The organism is Vibrio sinaloensis (genome assembly GCF_023195835.1).
GTDB lineage: Bacteria > Pseudomonadota > Gammaproteobacteria > Enterobacterales > Vibrionaceae > Vibrio > Vibrio sinaloensis_C.
Genome location: NZ_CP096200.1, coordinates 866,466 through 890,044, shown reverse-complemented (window position 1 = coordinate 890,044; position 23,579 = coordinate 866,466). Strand labels below are relative to the sequence as shown.

Here is a 23,579-nt window from a genome sequence, read left to right as displayed (position 1 = left end):
AGATCCAACACGACAAATGTGGAAAATAAATGACCAAAAATCTCAACTTTGAAACATCTTTAGCCTCAATTCACATCGAGCCATAAGGGTGATTCGCTACATTTCATCAGCTACTCATCCTTTCCTCGGTGAACTGTGAAATAGCTCTGTTTTTAGGGCGTAGAAAGGAGGAATGATGTCGAGTGATAAACAGGCAGATAAGGTAAATGAGTATAAAAGCAACAACATCAAGGATGTAACGTGAACAACTCTGTAACTTATCCCATCACTATGCTGGCGTGCGCCATAAGCACGGCTGTGATGGCCAGCCCAAGCCTAACGCTGTCGACCACCACTACCAGCCGAGATTTTCCCTTGCATAGCGGAGAGCCAATCGTACTGCCACTCACTAAAGACACCTACCAAATCACTATTACAGGTATCGATGGTCAGTGTGCTGAGGTAGCTGAGCAGAAAGTAAAATTTCGCCGTCCACTAAACTTAAACTGTGGCAAAGAGACCCAATTGCCGCTGAAGATACGCTTTAACGGCGACTACTCTTTTGCGTATGATGCGCAGAACCACACCTTAACAGTCGCCCGTGAGGCCAAAAAGAGCAGCAAAACCTTTGTCCGCCCAATCCCGAATGTTCAATGCGAAGTCTATAGCGGTGATGAAGTGACTATCGCCTTAGACGCCACATTTGCGGAGGGAACGCGACTTAGGGATGCATTGAGCGGCCAAGAGGTGGTCGTCAAAAATGGCCAAGTCACACTGACGCCTTCTGCAACTAGCGGCGGCTTAGTGTTACTTGAAGCCGTTGATACCCCGGCGACTGCTCCCGAGTTTAGCTATCACAACGCCAATATTTACTTTGTTATGGTGGACCGCTTCCATAACGGCGATAGCAGTAACGATCAAAGTTACGGACGGCAAAAAGATAACCAACAAGAAGTGGGCACCTTTCACGGTGGCGATCTTAAAGGGGTGATTGAGAAGCTAGATTACATTCAGAGTTTAGGTACCGATGCGATTTGGCTGTCGCCCATCGTTGAGCAGGTACACGGCTTTGTTGGCGGCGGCGAGAGTGGCAGTTTTCCTTTCTACTCCTACCATGGCTATTGGACGCGAGATTTCACCAAGATCGATCAAAACTTTGGCAGCGAAGACGATCTTCGTCAGCTAGTCACAGAGGCACATAAACGAGGGATCAAAATATTGCTCGACGCTGTCCTCAACCATGCTGGCTATGCGACATTGGCCGACCTTCAGCTTGATAATATTCAAGTGGTCAACCGTGACAAAATGCCAAACCAATGGGCCCAATGGGCGCCAAAGGCTGGAGAGAACTGGCACAGTTTTAACAACGCGATTGACTATCAAAGCGAGCAGTGGGCAACTTGGTGGGGACCAGAATGGGTGCGTGCGGGTCTACCAGGCTACCCACAGCCAGGCAGCAGCGATACCACGATGAACTTAGCTGGGTTGCCTGACTTTCAAACCGAGTCAGAGCAAACCGTGACACCGCCACAGTGGTTATTGAATAACCCTGGCACACGCGTACAGGCGCGAGAGAATTATACAGTCGCCGATTATTTGGTGGAATGGCAATCCGACTGGGTGAAACGTTTCGGCATTGATGGGTTTCGAGTTGATACCGTGAAACACGTCGAAGGGGATGTGTGGCTCCAACTGAAACAGACCGCCAGCGAAAGCCTCGAACAGTGGCGCGCACAGAACGGCCAACAAGGCGAACCATTTTGGATGATGGGTGAAGTATGGGGACACTCGGCCTACCGTTCGCCCTATGCCGATCAAGGCTTTGATGCGTTGATCAACTTCGATATGCAGAAAAAGCTCGACAAAGGCGCGGCCTGTTTCAGCCAGATGCAGGATGTCTATCAGAACTACGCGGATTCCATTCAATCGACGCCAGACTTCACGCCTGTTAGCTATATGTCATCACACGACACTGAGCTATTCTTCAACCGCTTTAAATCCTTTGACATGCAACGTAATGCAGCCAATGCGCTGCTGCTGAGCCCTGGCGCGATTCAGATTTACTACGGTGATGAAGTGGGTCGAGAGCTAGGTCCATACGCAGATGATTTCCATCAAGGCACGCGCTCGGATATGGTGTGGAAACTGGATGAGCAGCGCCAGCAGTTGTTATCACACTGGCAAATCTTAGGCAAGTTCCGCCAGAGTCACCCTGCGATTGGCGCTGGGGTGCACAAACAGATTGCTAACCAGAATGCCTATGTGTTCTCAAGAACGTTAGGGGAAGACAAGGTGGTGGTGGCCTATGTGGGGCGCTAATATCAAATAGCCATCAATTTAGTGGCATAAAAACCAAAAAAGCTCCCGAGGGAGCTTTTTTACATAATATGGTTACTTGTTGTTGCGACGCGCTGCCACAGCGTCAGCCAGTTGGCGAAGTACTTTTTCGGTGTCATCCCAACCGATACACGCATCGGTAATAGATTGGCCGTAGGTTAAGGTTTCACCTTGAACCAGATCCTGACGACCTTCAACCAAATGCGATTCAATCATCACACCGAAGATTGCCTCTTCACCCCCAGAGATTTGGCTGGCGACATCGTCAGCCACCACCATTTGACGTTGATACTGCTTCGAGCTGTTGGCATGGCTAAAGTCAATCATCACTTTCTGAGGTAGGCCAGAGGCTTCCAGCTCTTGCTTGATCGCGCCAACATGGTCGGCACTGTAGTTTGGCTCTTTACCACCACGTAAAATGATATGACAATCTGGGTTACCCGCCGTTTCAATGATCGCAGAGTGGCCATATTTAGTCACTGACAGGAAGTGGTGCGAGGCACTGGCTGAACGAATCGCATCTGAAGCAATTTTGATGTTGCCGTCGGTGCCGTTTTTAAAGCCCACTGGACATGAGATACCCGACGCCAGTTCACGGTGCACCTGAGACTCAGTGGTGCGCGCGCCAATGGCACCCCAGCTGATAAGGTCAGCAACGTATTGCGGTGAAATCATATCGAGGAACTCACTCGCCGTTGGCATGCCCATGTCGGTCAGGTCGAGCAGCAGTTTGCGGCCCATACGCAGTCCATCATTGATTTTAAACGTATCGTTCAGATAAGGGTCATTGATCAGACCTTTCCAACCCACCGTGGTACGTGGTTTCTCAAAGTAGACGCGCATCACGACTTCTAGGCGATCACCGAGTTCATCACGCAGTACTTTTAGTCGCTTACCGTATTCAATCGCCGCTTCTGGGTCATGAATTGAACATGGGCCGATGATCACCAACAGGCGATCATCTTTGCCCTTTAGAATATTAGAAATGGCTTCACGTGAACGAAACGTAGTCGAAGCAGCAGATTCTGTCGCAGGAAACTTCTCTAAAACGGCAACTGGTGGTAATAATTCTTTGACTTTATTAATTCGTACATCATCGGTTTGAAACATTGCTTACTTCTTCCTATTTCTCTTTAATGGAGCGCGACACTCAAAAAAGGTGGTGAAAAAACGCTCACGCTATCTTGGTCCTGTCTCTGTAACTTATCTATCAAAAACCAAGCTTGCAACCACTATTTTCAATAAAAGGCAATATTTCTGCTGTTTTTACATTTTACATAGACTGTAAATTAATAATTACACCCACACTGAGATGCCTCTTGCTGCTCAAAACCATTAAAATCCTGCCCAATAATGGTCAAGCAGCAACAACATAAACAGCAGCATCAACTGATAGATAGAGAACTTAAAGGTTTCAATTGCCGAGTTTGCTTGTGGGCGAAACTTCAGCTTCCAAGCGTGATAAATAAAGCCAGCGCTAAGTAACATGGCGCCGACCCAGTAAACAAGGCCAGCCATGCCGACCAAGGCGGGTAGAGTGCAGACAATCGCCAATAGCACGGTATAGAGTAAAATCGAGGTTTTGGTGTATTCCACCCCATGGGTGACTGGCAACATTGGAATGTCAGCTTTGGCGTAATCCTCTTTGCGATGAATGGCGAGTGCCCAAAAATGAGGCGGCGTCCAGATGAAGATAATCATCACCAATAGCCACGCATTGGCATGCATCTCTCCAGTCACGGCAGTCCAGCCCAATAATGGAGGCATCGCCCCAGCAATGCCTGCAATCACAATATTTTGCGGTGTGGCTCGTTTTAAATAGAGCGTGTAAACCGCGGCATAACCCAGCAGGCTGGCGAAAGTTAGCCAAGCGGTCAGCGCATTCACGCCTACGTATAAGATGAAAAATCCAACCAAGCCCAGTGACGCCGCAAAAGAGAACACATGAACGGAGCGCAGCTTACCCTGAGGTAGAGGGCGTTGATAAGTCCGCGCCATAATGGCATCGATTTTTTGATCAATAAGATGATTGAAAGCCGCTGCCGAGCCGGCCATCAAGCCGATTCCTATCAGGCCAAGCACAGAAGCTTGAACCGGCAACGCCCCCGGCACCGCTAAGCACATTCCCACCAGCGCCGTTAGCAGCATCAGCGCCACCACTTTAGGCTTGGTCAAGGTAAGGTAGCTCTTCCAAATCCCTTTTTCACTGGTCGTGTTTAATGAAATAGTCTTACTCATGGACGCTCTCCTTAGACAACGAATTTGACCTAACCAGACGCGGTTCGCGCGCAGCCCAAAGCAGATAGTTAATGCGAAGTACCGTTAGCAGCAGTAATGCCGCCCCCAAGTTATGCGCCACCGCAATAACCAATGGCAGACTTAGCAGGACATTACCTACCCCTAAACCAATTTGCACCGCTAGCATGACGAGTAAGCCAAGCGTCAGTTTACGCAGCTCAGGCTGGCCGGTGCTATACAGCCGATATGCCAGCATCAGCACCAGCACACTGACCACCATGGCTCCGAACCTGTGGATGACATGAATCGTCATTCGAGCGGCATAATCTAGCGTGCCAAACTCATAGCTCTCTTGTGGCGGTTGTATCAAATCAAACGCGGTGGCAAAGTCGAGATAAGCTGTCCAGTTGCCCTCACAGATCGGTAAACTGGTACACATCAGCGCCGCATAGTTTGACGATGTCCACCCGCCCAGCGCGATCTGAGCCACCACCGCCAATAGGGTGACGACAGCCAATGGACGTAAACGTTGCGGAACTGAAGGACTGGGTTCGATGGAGCTTTGCCGCTGCAAATGCCAATGGCAGAGAGCCAGCAAGCTAAACAAGGTAAAGCCTCCCAACAAGTGCCCCATTACGACAATGGGCATCAGCTTCATAGTAACCGTCCACATCCCTAGCAAGGCTTGAAACACCACTACAGTGGTTACCGCGACCGATAGAAACAGGGGCAGTTGGCGCGTTTTCAAGCCGACAAAAGTAATCGCAAAGACGATCAAACCTAAAGCACCGGCGACGTAACGGTGGATCATCTCCAGCCAAGCTTTATCTTCTTCAATAACTAAGCTGGGAAATAAAGACTGCGCCAAAGCGATTTCATGGGTTTCATTCGGCACAGTTAAGTGACCATAACATCCGGGCCAATCGGGGCAGCCCAATCCTGCATCCGCCAACCGAGTGTAGGCACCCAACATCACCACAATAAAAGTCACCATTAGGCTCAATCTAACTAGATGTATCAACTTCATCTCGGCACTCCTTGCCATTAACCAACACGAGACAACTTAAGCAGTTTGCGTAGGTCTGCCAGTAGCCCTTTGCTTTGGGCGGTAAGCTGTTCCTCAGACTCAGCTTTGGGGTAGCGCATCACCAACTGGCCTAATGGATCGACGATCACGAACTCAAACTGACCCACATGCTCAGTAAAACTGGGTGCGACTTGAAGCTTGGAAAACGCATCCCAGCTAGGTGAAGACTTAGCGCTGCTCGGGGTAGTGATTAACACCGGCTGCACACGCTGTTGATACTTGCCAAGCGCAATATGACTTTGCCCCAGCAGATAAATTTGCTGCTGGCAAAAGGCATCGCACTGCTCAGGCACCACGTAAGCCAACTGCCACTGTTTGTGCAGCAACGGACTGTCGATATCGAGCGCAGAAAGGGTCAAGGTAGGTTCAATCAGCACCCCTTTGTTGGTCACCCCTGACTGATACCAATGCTGACTGAGCACAGTTTTGGCGATCACCGCGGGCAGAGCGAACAGCAGCACTAATGCGATAAAAATCAATCGACCTCGATACACTGGGTTAATCATAGCGAGCTCCTTGCTTGAGTGTCCTAACCAGTAAAAAAAGTGACAACAGCGCCAATACAAACGCCATCGCAAACCACTGCACGGCGTAACCTTGGTGCTTCTCAGCATTCATCGAGATGGGTTGCCATGGCTGAGGATAGGGCCAATTGGGTTCAATGGGCTGCACCACATAAGGTTCTAACGTCATTTGCCACTCACTCTCTAGTTGGGCGAAATTTAGATTTTGAATCCGACTTGTTTCCCCACGCTCCATAAACAGATCTTGACTGAGCGGGTTGAAAGACTTGCGGTAGATTCGGCCAACCACCTGTCTTGGTTCTGTCAGCCATTTTACGGCAGGAAGCTGCTCGCGAGTCGAAGGGGCACCAACAAACCCGCGCTCTAACAATACCCACTGATTGTCTTCTGTGCGCATCAGTTGCAGCGCCAAATAGCCAACCTCACCTGAAAAATGTTGGTTATCGAGCAGCAGATACTTGCCGGCCACCGGTGTTGCCAAAAACGTCACTTTGAGGCCTGTCGGCTGGATGAGTTGTTGGGGGCTGAGTGCCGATAGCGCAATCGGAGCCAAATTTTCTCGCTCACTAACTCTTTGCTGTATCGCACTTTTTTCATCCGCTCTTGAGAGCTGCCACAAACCCAAGTTGATCAATAGCCAAAACGCAACCACAGTTAACAGACAAGCCCCGACAAAACGTAATGTTATAAACCGAGCCGCAAAGGAACTCGTTATGGTGTTTATCTTTAAGCTATTACTGCTTCTGCTACTGCTTTTCATCTTAATAAACCTTGGTCGAGCCATGTTCGAGATGGTCAAGGGCGAGCAGGAAGAACAACAAGACTCCAGTCCTGATGATAAACCGATGAGTTTCTACCTCGGCCGCCGTGTTTTTCTCTCTGCCCTCGCGATCATTTTGTTGGTCGCCGCCCTGCTCAGTGGGCTAATTGAGCCCAACAGTCGCCCTTTCTAGTCTCTCTACCCGAGTTAAATAACGTAGACAAAGATGAATAGGCACAACCAGACCACATCGACAAAATGCCAATACCAACTGCCTGCCTGAAACGCGAAATGATTGCTCGGCGTAAAGTGATCTTTCGCCACTCTTGCCAGCAGCACAATTAAGAAAATCGTCCCTAATAGCACGTGCATACCGTGGAAACCGGTCAACAAGAAAAAGGTATTACCATAAATACCAGATTGCAGCGTTAAGCCGAGATCTTGATAGGCGTGAACGTACTCCACACCTTGGTAGTACAAGAAGAAGCAGGCTAAGACGATGGTAATTTCTAACCAAACAATCAGTGCCATGCGTTTGTTTTGCTCCAAACTGACGTGGGCAAAATGCAGCGTAATCGAGGACGTAAGTAAGATGATGGTATTGACTAAGGGTAACCCCTGCCAAGGCATCGCAGTGGTAGTTTCGCCACCTGGGGTCAGAGTCAGTGGCCATATCGCTTCAAAGGTGGGCCATAACACTTCGGCTGTCATAGCATTATTACCCGCGCCACCCAGCCAAGGGACCGAAATCATGCGTGCATAAAACAGCGCACCAAAGAAGGCGCCAAAAAACATGATTTCAGAGAAGATAAACCAGCTCATCCCTTGACGAAAAGACCGTGAAAGCTGCGCGGAATACTTACCACTCATTGATTCAGCAATGACATGGCTAAACCACCCGGCAAACATATAGAGCAGGAATAGAAACCCCGACAGCAGAATGAGCTTGCCAAACACACTGCCATCCCCACCCTCATCCATATTTTGCACTGTCAGCCCTGCGCCAACGGCAATCAAAAACAGGGCGATGGCTCCGACTATCGGCCAGCTGCTTTGGGCTGGAACATAATAGGGTTGATGTTTTGAACTCATGGCGTTGCTCCTTGCACGGCGTCAGGGCTTTGTGAAGTTGACGCCTTGGCGAATTCGGTCACCGTCGCTTGCTCACTGATATCGTACAAGGTATAGGACAACGTCAGTGTGTGAATCGACTCGGGAATATCAGGTTCAATATAAAAGATCAGCGGCATCTCAGCGCTCGCCGAAGCCTTTAGTGGTTGCTGGTTGAAACAGAAACACTCGATTTTGTTAAAATAACTGGCGCCCATTCCGGGAGAGACGGAAGGCACGGCTTGCCCAACAATGTCGCGTGCAGAGATATTTTCAGCTCGATAGGCGGTTTGAATCACTTCGCCCGGATGAACATCCATCGACATTCTCTCCGGCTCAAACCGCCAGGGGACGTTATGGTGGTTGTGGGCCATAAACTCGACGCGCACCACCCTTGAGGTATCAGGCACCATCCCTTGCGGCTGCAAAACCGACTCACTGTTGGTTTTGCCATTGATTCCTAGCGCTTCGCACATCACGTCATACAAAGGCACCAGCGCAAAACCAAAGCCGAACATCGCCACCACCGCAGCCACCAGCTTTAAGGTTAATCTTTGATTGGCGTGATTGGCGAGACTCATAGCGCCCCCTAGTCAATTTTCGGCGGAGTATCAAAGGTATGATGTGGCGCCGGGCTTGGAACCGTCCACTCTAAGCCTTCGGCTCGCTCCCAAGGCTTCGCCGCCGCTTGTTCACCCCCGCGAATACATTTGATCACCAGCCACAAGAAAATCAGTTGCGACAGGCCAAACGCAAAGCCACCAATCGAGACGATTTGGTTCACATCGGCAAATTGAATCGCGTAATCGGGAATTCGGCGTGGCATCCCCGCAAGCCCGAGGAAATGCATCGGGAAAAACAGCACATTGACCGAGATAACCGAACACCAGAAATGCCACAAACTCAGCCGCTGGTCATACATATGTCCGGTCCATTTCGGTAGCCAGTAATAGGCAGCGGCCATAATCGAGAACACCGCGCCAGACACCAGCACATAATGAAAGTGCGCGACCACAAAGTAGGTATCATGGTATTGGAAGTCGGCGGGGACAATCGCCAGCATCAAGCCGGAAAACCCACCTATGGTAAAGAGGATAATGAAGGCAATCGCAAACAACATCGGCGTTTCAAAGGTCATGGCACCTCGCCACATGGTCGCGACCCAGTTAAACACTTTCACCCCAGTGGGCACCGCGATGAGCATGGTGCAGTACATGAAAAATAGCTCGGCGAACACCGGCATACCAGTGGTAAACATATGGTGCGCCCAGACTAAGAAAGAGAGCAGAGCGATACTGCACGTGGCGTATACCATCGAGTGGTAACCAAACAGCTTTTTACCGCTGAATGCGGGCACAATCGCGGAGATAATGCCAAACGAAGGCAAGATCATGATGTAGACTTCGGGGTGGCCAAAGAACCAGAAGATATGCTGGAACAACACCGGATCGCCGCCCCCAGCGGCATCAAAGAAAGAGGTCCCAAAATACTTGTCGGTCAAGACCATAGTCACCGCCCCAGCCAGCACTGGCATCACCGCAATCAACAAAAAGGCGGTGATCAACCATGTCCAAACAAACATCGGCATCTTGAACCAGGTCATGCCCGGTGCGCGCATATTGACGATAGTGACAATGACGTTAATCGCGCCCATGATGGAGCTAATCCCCATAATATGGACCGAAAAGACGAACAGTGCGGTGCTATCAGGGCCATAAGTGGTGGATAGCGGAGCGTAAAATGTCCAGCCAAAATCGGGACCACCCCCTTCGGTAAACAGCGATGCAAGTAGGATGGCGAACGCGAACGGAAGAATCCAGAAGCTGAGGTTGTTCATGCGTGGCAGCGCCATATCTGGCGCACCAATCATCATTGGGATCATCCAGTTAGCCAGTCCAGTAAAGGCAGGCATGACGGCACCAAACACCATAACTAAACCATGCACCGTGGTCATTTGATTAAAGAATTGCGGTTCAACCAACTGCAAACCCGGTTGGAAAAGCTCGGCGCGGATGATCATCGCCATCGCTCCGCCAGTGAGGAACATAATAAAACTGAACCAAAGATAGAGGGTGCCTATATCTTTATGGTTGGTCGAATAGAGCCAGCGCGTGATCCCCTTTGGCGCGTGATGATGGTCGTCTTCCTCAATCGCAATGGTGCTATTTGCACGTGAGATGTCGCCGTCAGCAGCAGGAGCAAACTTGGTTTTGTCTTCGATTACACTATCAGGTTTGGACGTTTTCATTGTCCCTCCTTAGACGCCTTAAACTGGTTTACATCTGAGGCTTGAACCACATCACCGACACTGTTACCTAGTCCGTTGCGTTGATAGGTGACAACGGCGGCAATTTCTTTATCGGTTAGCTGATTGGCAAATGCTTGCATCGCGGTGCCTGCGCGCCCGTTGACCACAACATCGATGTGCGGCTCAACCGCTCCGGTCGCCACTTTGCTGGCGGTAATCGCCGGAAACGCCCCCGCAATCCCCGCCCCGTTGGCTTGGTGACACACAGCGCAACGGTCGAGATAAACCTTTTCGCCAATCGCCATCAGTTCGTCCAAGGAGAGTGACGCGGTCAAAGAGGCTGCTGCCTCTTGCTGCGCTTTAGCAATTTCCGCTTTCTTGGCTAACAGCCACTCATCGTATTGTTGCTCTTCCATGGCATGAACCACCACTGGCATAAAGCCATGAGCACGACCACACAACTCAGCACATTGACCACGATAGATTCCGGGCTTATCAATACGTGTCCATGCTTCGTTGATAAAACCGGGAATGGTGTCTTTTTTGACCGCAAAATCAGGCACCCACCAAGAGTGAATAACGTCGTCTGAGGTGAGTAAAAAGCGCACTTTACGGTTGATGGGTAAAACAAGGGGATTATCGACTTCCAATAGGTAGTGGGCACCTTTTTCTTCAATACCCTCAATCGATTTTTGACTGGTCGCTAACAAGCTAAAAAACTCTACATCCTCGCCAAAATAGCTGTAGTGCCACTTCCATTGCGAGCCGGTGATCTTGACCGTGAGATCCGAGCGGGAGGTGTCTTCCATCGCAACCAAGGTCTTGGTAGCAGGAATCGCCATAAGCACCAGAATCACAATCGGAATGACCGTCCAAATCACTTCCACTTTGGTACTTTCGTGAAAATTAGCGGCCACCGCACCTTTCGATTTGCGATGGTGATACATGGAGTAAAACATCACTCCAAACACCACCAACGCGATGGCACAGCAAATGTAGAAGATCAGCATATGCAGGTCATACACCTGACCGCTAATCTCCGTCACCCCTTGCGTCATGTTGTAACTGTTGCTTTCAGCACGTGCAGTACCGGCTGCGAATATCGCAGACATAACAAGCACTAGAACTGAACTGTGTGATGGTTTCAAAAGATCTCTCCTCTGCCGCAGCATCATGCGTGGTGGGTACTCGAGCCATTCACCGTGCTCATTAGGCAAGAAAGTACCAAGCTACTTTTGGACCTTAGAAAATGCAGTTAAAACGCAAATAATGTGTAAATTGTTATATTTATGTTAATAAACGTTAGTTGGCGTTTCCAGATTGTGCAAGAAAGTGCTAATGAAATCGCTAGGCCCACTTCCATCGGCAGTTTTAGCGATTGCGCTCTATGTAATGAGAATCAATATCAACTAAATTGATGCGAATGGTGTGAAATCACATAGACTTAGTGAGTAACCTCAAATAAATAGATAGGTAGATAAGATGATGGATAACGTGACCCACTGGTTGGAAAAAGATCCCGATCCGCACACAAGAGAAGAGCTTCAACACCTTATTGATCAACAAGCATTGACCGAATTAGAAGACCGATTCAGACAGCGACTCGAATTTGGTACCGCGGGGTTACGCGGTGAAGTGGGTTGTGGTCCCAATAGAATGAACCGTCTAGTGATCCAAGAAACCGCTGCTGGGCTGGGGCATTATTTAGTGCAGCAAGTCGCCGATGCCAAAAATCGTGGCGTTGTGATTGGCTATGATGGGCGTATCGATTCGAAGCAATTTGCCCACGATACCGCGTGTGTGCTGACCGCGTTGGGGATCAAAGTGTTCCTTACCCACACCGTCGCCGCGACGCCAATCGTCGCCTTTGGGGTCAAACACTTTAATGCAGCCGCCGCGGTTGTTGTCACGGCCAGCCACAATCCACCGCAATACAATGGCTTTAAAGTTTACTGGGACAACGGCGCACAGATAATTCCGCCGCACGATTCCGGTATCGCCGCCGAAATAGACATCGCTGCCACCAAACCGATTCCTTTGATGTCATTGGCTGATGCCGAAAAACAAGGCTTGCTCACTTGGTTACAAGAGGATTACTACCAAACCTATCGCCAAGCGATGAACCACAACCCTTTGCTGCAAAAACGCCATCAACCAGAGCAGGTGGCTATCGCCTATACCGCCATGCATGGTGTCGGTGCCGTTATGGCAGAAACCTTGCTCAATGATGCAGGCTTCACTCAGGTTTACAGTGTAAAAGAGCAGCGCGAGCCGGACGGCACCTTCCCGACTGTCAACTTCCCCAACCCTGAAGAAGCTGGGGCGATGGATAAAGTAATGGCGCTTGCCAAACAGCACAACGCCGATCTCGCTTGCGCGAATGACCCAGACGCAGACCGCTTCGCTGTCGCTGTGCGCAAACCCGATGGTGATTATCAGATGTTAACCGGCGACCAAGTCGGCGCTCTGTTTGGTCATTATCTACTATCGCAAACCGAGGCGAATAAACAATTAGTCGGCAATACCATTGTCTCCTCGACCTTGCTCAACAAAATAGCCTCTGCCCACGGCGCACACTACTATCAAACTCTGACGGGGTTTAAGTGGCTGACCAATGTCGCGATGCAAAAACAAAGCGATGAGCGGCAGTTCTTATTCGCTTACGAAGAAGCGCTTGGCTATACCATTGGTAAACAGGTATGGGATAAAGATGGGCTCTCGGCGTTGGTCGCTTTTGCTCAGCTCACAGCCGAGCTAAAGAGCCAAGGAAAGAGCATTTGGGATCAATTGGAACAGCTCTATCGCCAACATGGGATGTATCTCAATGCGCAGCGTAGTATCGCACTAGATCCGACATCGCCCCCAATCGGCGACAAACTCCGCGCTCAACCACCGACGATGATTGCTGGAAGAGCAGTTGAAATCAGCGAAGATCTCAAGTCATTAACCAAAACCTTTGCCGATGGCACCACAGAGGTCATCAACCTGCCAGCAAGTGATGTGCTCATTTATCACTTGTCAGGAGGAGCGCGGGTGATCGTGCGTCCGTCAGGTACGGAGCCGAAACTCAAATGCTATTACGAGGTGATTGAACCTTTCTCTGATAGTGATTCGCTTGAACAAGTATTTGAAAAGGCGTCAGAATCGATGAGTATGTTGATTTCAGAGCATCAGCACAGCTTGTTGTGACCTAATTTGAGCTTGTTATAACCGACAAAATGGGGAGCCAAGTGTGCTCCCCAGTTCAATAAGATGATGTCGCTTCTGATGACTTAGAGCTCAAACAAGCGTTCGATAGCGATCGCTTTCTCACAGTCGAAAGCACCAAGGCTGAGACCAAACTCCCAGTCGACGCTTTTATTGAACATCGCCATCATCAGTGCAATGCTTCGCTTATTCGCATCCTGCCAACAGTCTGTTTTACTGTACTCACCTGAGTCAATCGCTATGCCGTCCACTAAAGTGGGCTCGAATCGCCATTTTTCACCTACTCGGTAGTATCCTTTACTCTGTAAACGTTGATCACTATGTATTTCTAAATCGTGCTCAATTCCCGCAGGACCGCCGATGCAAAAATTAACGGTCAGTGAATGTTCACCAATATTCAAACTTATAACTAGCTGTTCGACGGTTTCTTCTACTTGACACTGACTCACCGCTCCGAAGCAATGTAGCAACCAAGAAACCGGATGACTCACCGTTTCAACAAACCATTGCTTAAGTGAATAGTCACCAGACAAATTCACTCTCGAGTTCAAATTGACTCGACAGGGTTTACGCTGGGTCTTTAACCACTGCTCGATCCGTTTTGCCGTGTGCAGTTGGCTAAACGCATAGTTGACCAAAATCCGTTTGTCTGGAATTTGCCAAGACTGTGTTGCGCCTTCTAAGCCGACCAAGGGCTTTTCGCACACGATAAAGGGCTTAGAAATGATATCAATCGCAGTAGCATGCAAAGCCGCCGGCGTTGCGACCGTCACCACATCCATCGAATTGAGGTCAACCATTTCGGTTGTCGCATTGCTAACGCCTTCTTGTTCGCATACTTGCTCCAACTCAGTTTGCGTTCTTGCACAGAGCGTTGTGACTTCTACTCCAGAAGCACGATAGTGTGGAATGTGCGTCCGCCCCCAATGTAACCCGACTATACCAGCGGTCTTGATCAACCTTGGTTCATCAAACCGCTCACTCAGAGGTGGTAAGGCGATTCTGTCATCATGCAAACGCTGATCATGTTGATAGTCATTACTCGGAATAACCTGCCACGGTTTCGCGTACTTTTGTTTTAGCGCGCAAACCAACTGATAAAAGCTCCAACCCTGCTTGGCATTACTATCAAGATGATATAAACCCGCTTCGTTTCTTTCGATCAATTGTAGAAAGCCGATTGCCGTGTCTTCCATGTGTGATGTAGCAGGGAGCCAGGCGGTACTTGCCGTGATGAAACCTTTTTCATTCTGCTGTTGGTCAAGGTGAGCTAGCATGTTATTGCCAACAGCGACATCATGAATCTGCCAGCCTATACGCGCGATCATAGCACTTGGGTTCACCGCCCAAATCGCATCTTCGCTGCGCATTTTGTACAAACCATACTCTTCTTTGGTGTTGCGTTCGCTAAAAATGCTATAAGGACCATTTTGCTCAGCATCAAAGACCATTGCCGTACTGACAAACAAATAAGGGATACTTTTCCAAGCGCTGCGTTGCGCGAGCCATTGGGCCCATTGCTCACTGCCCATCGCCATGTGACAAACCGCATCTACATCCACTTCTTGCCAAAACGTTTCACTTTGCTCTTGATTGTCTGGGGAGATTTGATGGTGATTCCATTCAACGACGGTCCATCCTCGACGGGTAAACTGCTCAGCAACTTTTGGGCCTAGGCTTCCGCTGAGCCCGGTCATCAATACTTTTTTCATATTCTCTAGCTAGGGTGTAAATGCTCATGGCAATAGAGTTAAGCACAATCATCCACTCAAAAAACCGAAGTGATCTAAAATCTTTGTCGAATAACACGTTTTGTAGGGGGAAAAGCTGACAGACATTAAATCGAATCGGGTACGAGACGGCCATCAGACTGGAACTCGATCCACTGCCACTTCTAAGCTGAAGGAATTTTCTTTTGCAAAAAGATTTTATCGATTCCTTGAGTGGGAAAGCCGGTGTAACGGCCAACTTCAGTAAAACCAAGTTTGGCGTAAAAGCCAGGCGCTTGAAAAGTATAGGTGTCGAGGTACAAGTCAGTGACGCCGAGTTTTTTGGCCTCTTGCTCGACCTTTGCCATCAGTAGCGATCCCGTGCCTGATTGACGTTTAGACTCATCAATCCACAGAAACTCAACGAACAAGGTATTGGTAAAGATCTCCCCTGTGAGCCCACCAACAAAGTCGCCATTTTCATCTTCAGCGTAACAGGCAAGGCTATGAATATCTTCGCTAGGGAAATGCTGCATATTGAATGCTTTAAGGCCAGAGTAAATCACATCTTTGATATTTTTGGGCGGATTGAGAACGAACTGAACATTCATAACGGCTTCCTTGTCCTTGAATAACATCGATACAAAAAAGGCCAGCTCGCGCTGACCTTGATTGCTTAGCTCGCAAATGAGCTTAACATCCAAATCGCCAAAACAACAAATATCAGCCCCATGAACTTATGTTGGTAGGCGCGAAACTGTGCATTTTCCAGCAAAGGCTTACCTAAGGTCCCGACCAGCGCCACCAATACCAGATTAAACGCCAAGCCCAATACATTAAGCAGCAAGCCAAGGGCCAACATCTGCTCTCCGGAGCTCGCATTGATATTGCTGGAGACAAACTGAGGTAAGAACATCACAAAGAACACCAACGCTTTAGGATTGAGCAGATTACTCACCAGTGCTCGCTGGTAAAACGCCGTCGCCACTTTTCTCTGTTCACCAAGCTCTGGGGCCTCTGCCCCGCTCGCTCGTAGGCAATCCCAACCCATCTTTAGTAGATAGGCACCACCGAGAAGGTGAAGTGCTTTAAGCGCTATCGGGCTCATCGCGATCAGCGCCGATACCCCTAGCGCGGCTAACAAAGTGAGGATGATGCCAGACGTGGCATTGCCCAAACTGGCAAAAAGCCCCACTTTGCGCCCATAACTCATACTTGAGCTAGCAATCAACAACATATCAGGACCAGGCAGGAGCAAGAGTGCAACCACTGCGGTCAAATAAACCGGAAGCACGGAAATATCTATCATTTTAATTATTTTATACAGAACAGAAAGCGCGAGATTTTATACTAGTATATCGGCAGTTTCCATCAATATAATATAACAACAAGCACAAAAACCGGTTCAATTATCCATATTAAATCAATTGATAAAAAAGGCAATTTTGTACAAAAACTTGGCTTAGCAGTAAGCTAGACTGAGGAATTAATTTGCAGCCATAGCAACCCAAGGAAGGCATGTGACGACAAACAGTAAAGAGTCAGCGAGTTTTCGCCTGGCCGATGAACTCGGAGGGCTTGAGCTACTGGAGGCAAAATACACCCATCAGAATTTTTCGCGTCACAGTCACGAAGGCTACACCATTGGCGTCATCGAGAAAGGCGCACAACGCTTTTATCGCACAGGTGGTAACCATATAGCACCGCAAGATAGCATTATTTTGGTTAACGCTGATGAAGTACATAACGGTCAAACGGCCACCGAGGGCGGCTGGGAATACAAGGCCATGTACCCATTGCCAGAGCAATTCGCCAAGCTTAGTGAAGGGCTCAGTTCTCACGCTTCTATCCCCTATTTTCCTGAGCCTGTGGTTTACGATCCTGAGCTAGCTCAGCAGCTTAGGTTAGTGTTCGACACCCTCGCGCAATCCGACAATCCCTTACTGCGTGAAACCTTGGTGTACGGCACCTTAGTCAAACTGGTCGCAAGACATAGCAAAACCAAGCTTGATTGGGAGCCCAAAACGCGCAGTCAACGTCAGTTGCTCTTGGCCAAGGAGTTTCTTGATGATTTTCCACAAGCCAACGTCAGCCTAGAGGACCTCTCCAAGTTGGCAGGCCTTAGCCCCTATTACTTGACTCGCTGCTTCCAAAAAGAGTTTGGCTTGCCGCCACATGCCTATCAAATTCAGGCAAGATTGCGTGTTGCGAAACAACTACTTCGCCAAGGGATGACGATTTCAGACGTCGCGCAAGAGTGTGGTTTTCATGATCAAAGCCATTTTCATCGCCATTTCAAAAAGGCATTGGGGTTCACGCCTAAGCAATTTGCGGGCAACGGCTAACTGAGCAAAAATGTACAATCGCAGCCGATTATTTCGTGGCTAGATGAAAGCACCTAGCACAACTCACCTTGTTAACTTATGGATATAATGACAATCGATACCGAAACCCCATCAAGTCACAGTCAACTGTTCTGGCAAGGCGCACTTGCGATGGTGCCGCTAAGTATTGCAGTGATCCCCTGGGGCTTACTTGCAGGCTCTTTTGCGGTTGAATCGGGCTTAACCCTGATGGAGAGCCAAGCGCTATCGGCTATTTTGTTCGCCGGCTCCGCTCAGTTAGTGGCAACTGGCATGTTTAAAGCCGGGGCCTCACTGGCCACCATGTTACTGGCGATATTTTTTATCACCTCTCGTCATCTGCTCTACAGCGTGTCGATGCGCGAGAAAATCAAGCCTTTGCCGCTTAAATGGCGTTTAGGGCTGGGCTTTCTTCTTACCGATGAGCTGTTTGCTATATGTGGTCAACAGTCGGAAAAACAGTTTAATCGCTGGTATGCGCTTGGAGCGGGGTTAAGTTTTTATCTATGTTGGAACTTAGCCACTTTGGCGGGCATCATTGCTGGCAGCTATATCCCGGCCATGAATGAACTGGGCTTAGAGTTTGCTGTCGCCGCGACCTTTATCGCTATTGTCGTGCCCAACATTAAAACCTCCCCCGTGCTCATGGCAGTGCTGGTAGCGCTGGTGATCTCGGTGTGGTGTGCGAGTCAGCAAATAGAGTCTGGACTGATGATCGCCAGCGTCGGTGGCATGTTAGCCGGTTACCTCACAGAGACAATGCGCGGAGGTAAGCAATGATCATGTTATCGATACTCGCGATGACGGCCTTGGTGTTTTTAAGCCGTTATCTGTTCTTAGAGCCTCGCCTGCCTCTAAGATTAAACCCTCAAGCGCAGCGGCTGTTGACCTACTCTAGCCCTGCAGTCTTAACCGCCATTTGGGCACCGATCGTGTTTATGCCTGAGCAGCAGCTGTGGTTATCGACAAACAACCCTTACCTGATTGCTGCCGTGGTCGCTGCGGTACTGGCCTGGAAAAGCAAGAATGTGTTGCTGACGACTATCATAAGTATGCTGGTCTTTCTCGCGCTAAAACTGCTTTAACCGAGTGTTACAACATGCCATAAAAAACCTCCAATTGATCACTCAATTGGAGGTTAATCCTTATCCCAAGGGCAAAGTAAAGCGCTTTATTGCGCTACCCACTCTATTTCTATCAATGTTTTGTCATCGGATTTGAGGCGCGCGAGAAACACATCGCCTTGATGCACTTCACCCACACCTTGCGGTGTGCCTGTCATAATGATGTCACCATCGCATAGGGTGGTAAAACTAGAGAGTTCATCGACGATAGTTTGTGGCGGATACATCATCTGCGTCACAGCGCCTTTTTGCACTCGGACACAGTTGATAAACAGCTCGACTTCTAACGACTCAATCGCAATACCTTGCAGCGAAATAAATCGGCTAAACAGTGCCGAGCCGTCAAACGCTTTGGCCCGCTCCCATGGCAGTCCTTTCTCTTTTAGTTGCGATTGCAACGCGCGCTTGGTGAGATCTAACCCAACGCCAACCGCACTCAATCGACCACCCTCAACCACGAAGCAAATCTCAGCCTCATAATGCAGTCGCTGTTGGTGAAACGCGTGCAATTTGCTGCCAATCGACGTGGCAGGCTTGTTGAACACCACCATCTGGTCAGGCACGGCATTATTGAGTTCGTGGATATGCTCCAGATAGTTGCGCCCAACACATAAAATCTTACTCGGTTGATGCGACTGTTCACCAACCTTAACACTGTACATTTTCATCATCCCTGACTGTTGCTTATTCGCTGCCTATTGTAATCAAATGCTCTATGAAATGAATCAGTTAACCGTTTTTTTGGAGAGTAGCTCTCGTCATCAAACGGCTCAATAGAATTAATAAAAACGCCCACTGATGCTCAGTGGGCGTTGAGATCGATTACTCACTGTTTTAGCCTAGAAGAAGTAACGCGCTCCGAATGTCCATTGGTCGTGATCTTTGGTCGATGGGTCATCATCACCGAGATCAAACTGGTAACCGGCAAAGCCCACTAGTTTTGGCGTAAAGTTGTACTCCGCTTGCAAGGCGCTCTCGCTGAACACGGTCTTTTTGCTCGACGTCGACATCTTTTTACCTTCAACTGCTTCATAGTTGACGATTAAGTTGAGACCATTGCCTAACCCGTATGCGAGTACCGCTTCATACTGATTGGATTCATAGTAACTATCATAAAAATTCTTATTGTCTGCGTAGACCAGTGCGCCATACACACCGTCGCCATAGTTACCGTACTTGAGTGACAACAGATGGGATCTCGCTTCTACGTTATCGATATCACCACTGTTGTACGCATAACCTAGCATCATGCCCATCATTGAGAGTGACACCGCAACCTGACCACGCGCATCGTAGAGTTTACTGTCTTTTGCTCCAGTGTGTTTGCCCTGCCAACCTAAACCGAAACCAAGCATCACATCGTCGTTGATATCAATCATGTTGCGATAGGTCACCATTTTATCACCCCGACCAGTGGCGAGATTGCCATGATTCTCGTAGACAAAGTTATTGGCAAAGGCGATCGGTTTATCAGCCACTCCGGCAACATCGTAATAGGGGGCCCATTGTGTACCTAAAGCCAATCGGCCAGCTTGTTCGTGTGTCGCGCCGATGTACCCTAAACGCGTGGTGAAAGAGGTATCGCCACCGCCAAGGTAGTTCAACGCCCACTCACCTTTGGCATCGACGGTCACGCCGTTTCCGAGCTCTTGTGTGCCTTCGACATTCAGTCGAGGAGACACTTGATGTACTTCGACCTCTTTGCTACTGCCGTATTCACCTAAACCGACGTCGACATAACCGCCAATGGAGAGGGTTGAGCCGTCACTGCTGTAAATCTGTGCCGCGTAGGCTTGAGTACCACATGCTAGTGCCGCGATTGATACGGCTAATAATTTAATCTTCATATTTTCATGTCCGTATTGGGTTGAACTTTAGTTCGATTTAGCATCCTTGACGCTAAATACAGCACGAACATCTAAACCCTAGTACGAAACAGAAAAAAAACGAGCAGGTATAGTGACTTAACCATGAGACAGCCGATGCGTTTGCTGGGCACTTCCGGACAATAACCATCTAAGCAATTGATTTTATATAGGTTACCAGGAGGGAATGAGCTGCAAAATAATATTGTGACTTGTGGCACATTTTTATCAACTCAAAGGAACTTTGCACAAAAAATAAAACCCCTCGCTTAAGCGAAGGGTTCTAGTTGAGGTTGTCGAACAGGGCTATTTTGCGTTGACAGCCTTGATAAACACTTGCTGCGCGCCTTCAACATTGAGCGCTTTGGCTTCTTCGAGCAAGCTAAGTGCTTTGTCGAGATTGTTGGCTTTTACCGCCGATTCGATCGCGTTGTGGTAGTAGGTTTGGGTTTCTGGTTGCACAACCTCGACGATGGGAGCCTGCGCAATATTAGCAGAGGATACGCTTGGCTCAGCTTGTTGAGTGTTTGAGGGCGCAGTACCAATCGAGAAGAAACCGATACTGTCAATCGATACTTCTATCTTACCAGTAAGCGCATTAGGCACTGGAATGTCTTTCGCTTCCGGTAAGTAATTCCCACGGCCTTCTGCATCCAAACGAGCAGGGTGAATCACATCTGTAAATCCACCTAGATCGGATTTGTCGCCATAAACGATCAAATAAACTGACTTCTCACCTACTGGCGGGAAGAAATCTTTGTCAGCGACAAGGCGATTGCCTTTGTTCAAACGTGGTTTGGTGTAAACAAATTCGTCTCTACCATACTGCTCAATCACGTTGCCCGCTTTATCGACTATGACTGCTCGGGGAACAAACGCAGTATCTTCAATAATACTGGTAATTTCCAAAGCATATTCACCTCGATTGGCTGGCAGTTCAAAGACCGCAACAGGCCCATCGATATTTTGATAGCTCAAATATTGCGATTGGTTGGTAATCTCGATGATAGCAGTGCTTGGTAATTTTACTTTCGCACTCTGAAGTTCAGCAAGCGACGTTATTTGCTCGACTTGAGACTCCTGTACATATTCGGGGGTAGGTGCGCTTTGGCAGCCAACTAAGGCAACACAACCGCTTAAAAGGAGGGAGCGAAAATACATATATTGTCCTTATTTTATTTTTCTAAAGGCTTCTGATTTAGCAATATTAGACGGTGTTTATGGTGTTCAAAAGCGCTTAGGAAAATAGCCGGCTGAAGCCGGCTACCAATTATAGGACTAAATAACTTGGACAGTTAGTTATCTATTACCACCAAGCTTCTACTTGGATACCTGCAACGAACTCGTTATCTTTGCCTGTACCGAACGCATCTTTGTTCTCTAGGTCAGAGATATAAGAACCGTATACACGGATTTCAGGACGCGCCCAGAAGCTGTCACCCATCGCCCATGCTTGAGCAACAGTAAACTTGGTGTTACCGAAGTCTTCTACAGCAGTGCCTGCTTTGTTGATTTTCTCACCAGCGTTGTAACCCGCTTCGAAGATAGTACGCATAGTGTCGTTCCACTTATACATTGGACGAGCAACTACCGAGTACTGATCGATATCTAGTTTGCTAGTGCCAATATCAGCACCTGCTAGGTAAGCCAACTGATGACCCATTTCCCAGCTTTCGCCTAGGTTCATCACACCCCAGTTGATTACACGATAACCTTTGGCACCATTTTGGTCGCCAGAGCGATCATAGTATGCGCCAGCTCCCCAGAAGTTCGCCGCTTGAACACCATAACCATTTGTACCGTATTGAAGAACTGTTTGGTTGAAACCGTTGCTCATTCCTTGGTGCAGCACAGCAGTTGCTAGAAGACCATCATCCGCTTTTGCTGTTTGACCGTTTGATTCAGCGGCAAAGTTGTAAGCCAAAGCAAGCTCTAACGACGCATCTTCCCATAGGCCGATGTTTGCCAGACGTGCGTCAAAGATAAATCCGTTAACTTCCTCGTCTTTAGTTTTGAAGCCATCCGCTACATAGCTGCCCGAAGCACCTTCGATAGCTGCAATACAACCTGGGTTGCCGTTACATGCTTTAATTGAAGCTGCCGCTGCATCAGTAAGTTTGTAGTTAACGTCAGTTGTATCTACTTTTTGAGAACCATTATCTTGTAGAAGTGCTAGAGACAGCTTTTGGTTACCAAGAGAAATATTCTCGATACCACCACCAGTACCTGACGTGTTCAAGAAGTAGAAATCGGTAATATGGATATCTTTACGTTGGTAGTACGTTTTACCCGCCCAAAGTGTTGCATCACGGTCGAATGCCAACACACCTTTTGCTTTTACAGCAAATTGTGCAATGTTTACATCACCATCTTCCCAACCCTTCTTACCATCGCGGCCTGCTGCAATCATTGATTCAAGGCGCCAGGTTTGCTCGCCGGTTTTTAGCTCTTCCGCAAAACCAAACTCAGAGTAGTTGTCGTTTTCGTTGCCTAAACGGCCAATACCGTTTTTGTTAACAGAAACATCAGAGCCGCTGTTAGCACTGATTCCAGTACCCGCACGCATATAACCGTTAAAATCTACCGCGAAAGCTGAGCCAGCAGCTAGAGTCGCAGCCACTGCAGCAGCAATTACACTTACTTTTTTCATTATTAACTCCATTTAGGGTTTATTATTCTTTCTTTGCTCTCTCGCTCTTGACTCTGTAAAGGCAGAAACAGACTCGTAATAAAAGAGAGGTAAGATGGGAGTTGAGCATTTGCCCTCGTCCCCGTTTGTTTCAACTGCGGCCAGATTAACTGGGGAGTAGAGGCTAAAAATCCTCCAGATGAGAAATATTCGGGGGGGATGAGAAAGGAGGAGAAATCATACCCTATGGTGTTTTTCTTTGCTTTGTCACAAAAGTAGGGAGGAGAAAAACCAAAGAGGAAAAAAATAGTGCTACAAAATGTCAGACTGCTCACTGTTTATCTATCAAACAGCCAAATATTGAAAGTTTATTACAAAACGTTTTTTTATCATGGAGCT

22 protein-coding genes are annotated in these 23,579 nt (G+C 48.5%); 6 read left to right on the top strand and 16 right to left on the bottom strand.

The annotated features are described in order from the left end of the window. Positions 1–270: 270 nt before the first annotated feature. A complete protein-coding gene (locus tag MTO69_RS17550; protein ID WP_248335611.1) occupies positions 271–2,298 on the top strand; it encodes an alpha-amylase in 2,028 nt (675 codons plus the stop codon). Between the two features lie 72 nt (positions 2,299–2,370). On the opposite strand, the gene aroG is transcribed toward MTO69_RS17550, so the two are convergent. The 5 genes from aroG to MTO69_RS17525 form a co-directional block, all read right to left on the bottom strand. Continuing rightward, positions 2,371–3,426 (bottom strand): 3-deoxy-7-phosphoheptulonate synthase AroG, encoded by a 1,056-nt coding sequence (aroG, locus tag MTO69_RS17545; RefSeq protein ID WP_248334723.1) that lies wholly within the window; start codon positions 3,424–3,426, stop codon positions 2,371–2,373. 225 nt (positions 3,427–3,651) lie between these two features. Continuing rightward, positions 3,652–4,554, bottom strand: a complete 903-nt coding sequence (gene cyoE, locus MTO69_RS17540) for a heme o synthase (protein WP_248334722.1) — start codon at positions 4,552–4,554, stop codon at positions 3,652–3,654. Continuing rightward, a complete protein-coding gene (locus MTO69_RS17535; RefSeq protein WP_248334721.1) occupies positions 4,547–5,581 on the bottom strand; it encodes a COX15/CtaA family protein in 1,035 nt (344 codons plus the stop codon). The genes cyoE and MTO69_RS17535 overlap by 8 nt, the downstream gene beginning before the upstream one ends. Positions 5,582–5,598: 17 nt before the next feature. After that, complete coding sequence (locus MTO69_RS17530) at positions 5,599–6,147, bottom strand: hypothetical protein (RefSeq protein ID WP_248334720.1); 549 nt, start codon at positions 6,145–6,147, stop codon at positions 5,599–5,601. Beyond that, a complete protein-coding gene (locus MTO69_RS17525) occupies positions 6,140–6,817 on the bottom strand; it encodes an SURF1 family protein (protein ID WP_248334719.1) in 678 nt (225 codons plus the stop codon). The genes MTO69_RS17530 and MTO69_RS17525 overlap by 8 nt, the downstream gene beginning before the upstream one ends. 61 nt (positions 6,818–6,878) lie before the next feature. Here MTO69_RS17525 and MTO69_RS17520 point away from each other — a divergent pair, with 61 nt between their 5' ends. Then, complete coding sequence (locus MTO69_RS17520) at positions 6,879–7,118, top strand: DUF2909 family protein (RefSeq protein ID WP_248334718.1); 240 nt, start codon at positions 6,879–6,881, stop codon at positions 7,116–7,118. A gap of 14 nt (positions 7,119–7,132) precedes the next feature. Here MTO69_RS17520 and MTO69_RS17515 read toward each other — a convergent pair whose 3' ends face one another. Genes MTO69_RS17515 through coxB form a run of 4 tightly spaced genes read right to left on the bottom strand, consistent with a single transcriptional unit; the run spans position 7,133 to position 11,395 of the window. Next, the gene (locus MTO69_RS17515) at positions 7,133–8,017 is read right to left on the bottom strand and encodes a cytochrome c oxidase subunit 3 (protein WP_248334717.1); all 885 of its coding nucleotides are present in this window, start codon (positions 8,015–8,017) and stop codon (positions 7,133–7,135) included. Then, positions 8,014–8,616 carry a cytochrome c oxidase assembly protein gene (locus MTO69_RS17510; protein ID WP_248334716.1) on the bottom strand — a complete coding sequence of 201 codons (603 nt, stop codon included), beginning with the start codon at positions 8,614–8,616 and terminating at the stop codon, positions 8,014–8,016. The genes MTO69_RS17515 and MTO69_RS17510 overlap by 4 nt, the downstream gene beginning before the upstream one ends. An 8-nt stretch (positions 8,617–8,624) precedes the next feature. Beyond that, positions 8,625–10,283: a cytochrome c oxidase subunit I gene (ctaD, locus tag MTO69_RS17505; RefSeq protein WP_248334715.1), complete on the bottom strand. Its 1,659-nt coding sequence runs from the start codon at positions 10,281–10,283 to the stop codon at positions 8,625–8,627. Further along, positions 10,280–11,395, bottom strand: a complete 1,116-nt coding sequence (gene coxB / locus MTO69_RS17500; RefSeq protein ID WP_248334714.1) for a cytochrome c oxidase subunit II — start codon at positions 11,393–11,395, stop codon at positions 10,280–10,282. Before coxB ends, ctaD begins: the two co-directional genes overlap by 4 nt. A 370-nt stretch (positions 11,396–11,765) precedes the next feature. Here coxB and MTO69_RS17495 point away from each other — a divergent pair, with 370 nt between their 5' ends. After that, a complete protein-coding gene (locus MTO69_RS17495) occupies positions 11,766–13,472 on the top strand; it encodes a phospho-sugar mutase (protein ID WP_248334713.1) in 1,707 nt (568 codons plus the stop codon). A gap of 83 nt (positions 13,473–13,555) precedes the next feature. Here MTO69_RS17495 and MTO69_RS17490 read toward each other — a convergent pair whose 3' ends face one another. The 3 genes from MTO69_RS17490 to MTO69_RS17480 all read right to left on the bottom strand — a co-directional run bounded on the left by MTO69_RS17490 (position 13,556) and on the right by MTO69_RS17480 (position 16,508). Then, on the bottom strand, positions 13,556–15,202 hold the full coding sequence (locus MTO69_RS17490) for a sugar nucleotide-binding protein (RefSeq protein WP_248334712.1): 1,647 nt from the start codon (positions 15,200–15,202) through the stop codon (positions 13,556–13,558). Positions 15,203–15,384: 182 nt separating this feature from the next. Next, positions 15,385–15,810: a GNAT family N-acetyltransferase gene (locus MTO69_RS17485; RefSeq protein WP_248334711.1), complete on the bottom strand. Its 426-nt coding sequence runs from the start codon at positions 15,808–15,810 to the stop codon at positions 15,385–15,387. Between the two features lie 65 nt (positions 15,811–15,875). Further along, positions 15,876–16,508, bottom strand: coding sequence for a LysE family translocator (locus tag MTO69_RS17480; RefSeq protein WP_248334710.1), 633 nt, complete (start codon positions 16,506–16,508; stop codon positions 15,876–15,878). 211 nt (positions 16,509–16,719) lie between these two features. Here MTO69_RS17480 and MTO69_RS17475 point away from each other — a divergent pair, with 211 nt between their 5' ends. The 3 genes from MTO69_RS17475 to MTO69_RS17465 all read left to right on the top strand — a co-directional run bounded on the left by MTO69_RS17475 (position 16,720) and on the right by MTO69_RS17465 (position 18,647). Further along, positions 16,720–17,544 carry an AraC family transcriptional regulator gene (locus MTO69_RS17475; RefSeq protein WP_248334709.1) on the top strand — a complete coding sequence of 275 codons (825 nt, stop codon included), beginning with the start codon at positions 16,720–16,722 and terminating at the stop codon, positions 17,542–17,544. 78 nt (positions 17,545–17,622) lie between these two features. Further along, positions 17,623–18,342 (top strand): AzlC family ABC transporter permease, encoded by a 720-nt coding sequence (locus MTO69_RS17470; RefSeq protein ID WP_248334708.1) that lies wholly within the window; start codon positions 17,623–17,625, stop codon positions 18,340–18,342. After that, positions 18,339–18,647, top strand: a complete 309-nt coding sequence (locus MTO69_RS17465; protein ID WP_248334707.1) for an AzlD domain-containing protein — start codon at positions 18,339–18,341, stop codon at positions 18,645–18,647. The genes MTO69_RS17470 and MTO69_RS17465 overlap by 4 nt, the downstream gene beginning before the upstream one ends. 86 nt (positions 18,648–18,733) lie before the next feature. Here the strand turns inward: MTO69_RS17465 and MTO69_RS17460 are convergent, their stop codons facing one another. The 4 genes from MTO69_RS17460 to lamB all read right to left on the bottom strand — a co-directional run bounded on the left by MTO69_RS17460 (position 18,734) and on the right by lamB (position 23,201). Then, positions 18,734–19,348: a fumarylacetoacetate hydrolase family protein gene (locus MTO69_RS17460; protein WP_248334706.1), complete on the bottom strand. Its 615-nt coding sequence runs from the start codon at positions 19,346–19,348 to the stop codon at positions 18,734–18,736. A 177-nt stretch (positions 19,349–19,525) separates the two neighbouring features. Then, positions 19,526–20,533: a porin gene (locus MTO69_RS17455; RefSeq protein WP_248334705.1), complete on the bottom strand. Its 1,008-nt coding sequence runs from the start codon at positions 20,531–20,533 to the stop codon at positions 19,526–19,528. A 324-nt stretch (positions 20,534–20,857) separates the two neighbouring features. Then, positions 20,858–21,712 carry a MalM family protein gene (locus MTO69_RS17450; RefSeq protein WP_248334704.1) on the bottom strand — a complete coding sequence of 285 codons (855 nt, stop codon included), beginning with the start codon at positions 21,710–21,712 and terminating at the stop codon, positions 20,858–20,860. A gap of 145 nt (positions 21,713–21,857) precedes the next feature. Beyond that, positions 21,858–23,201 (bottom strand): maltoporin LamB, encoded by a 1,344-nt coding sequence (lamB, locus tag MTO69_RS17445; protein ID WP_248334703.1) that lies wholly within the window; start codon positions 23,199–23,201, stop codon positions 21,858–21,860. Between the last annotated feature and the right edge of the window lie 378 nt (positions 23,202–23,579).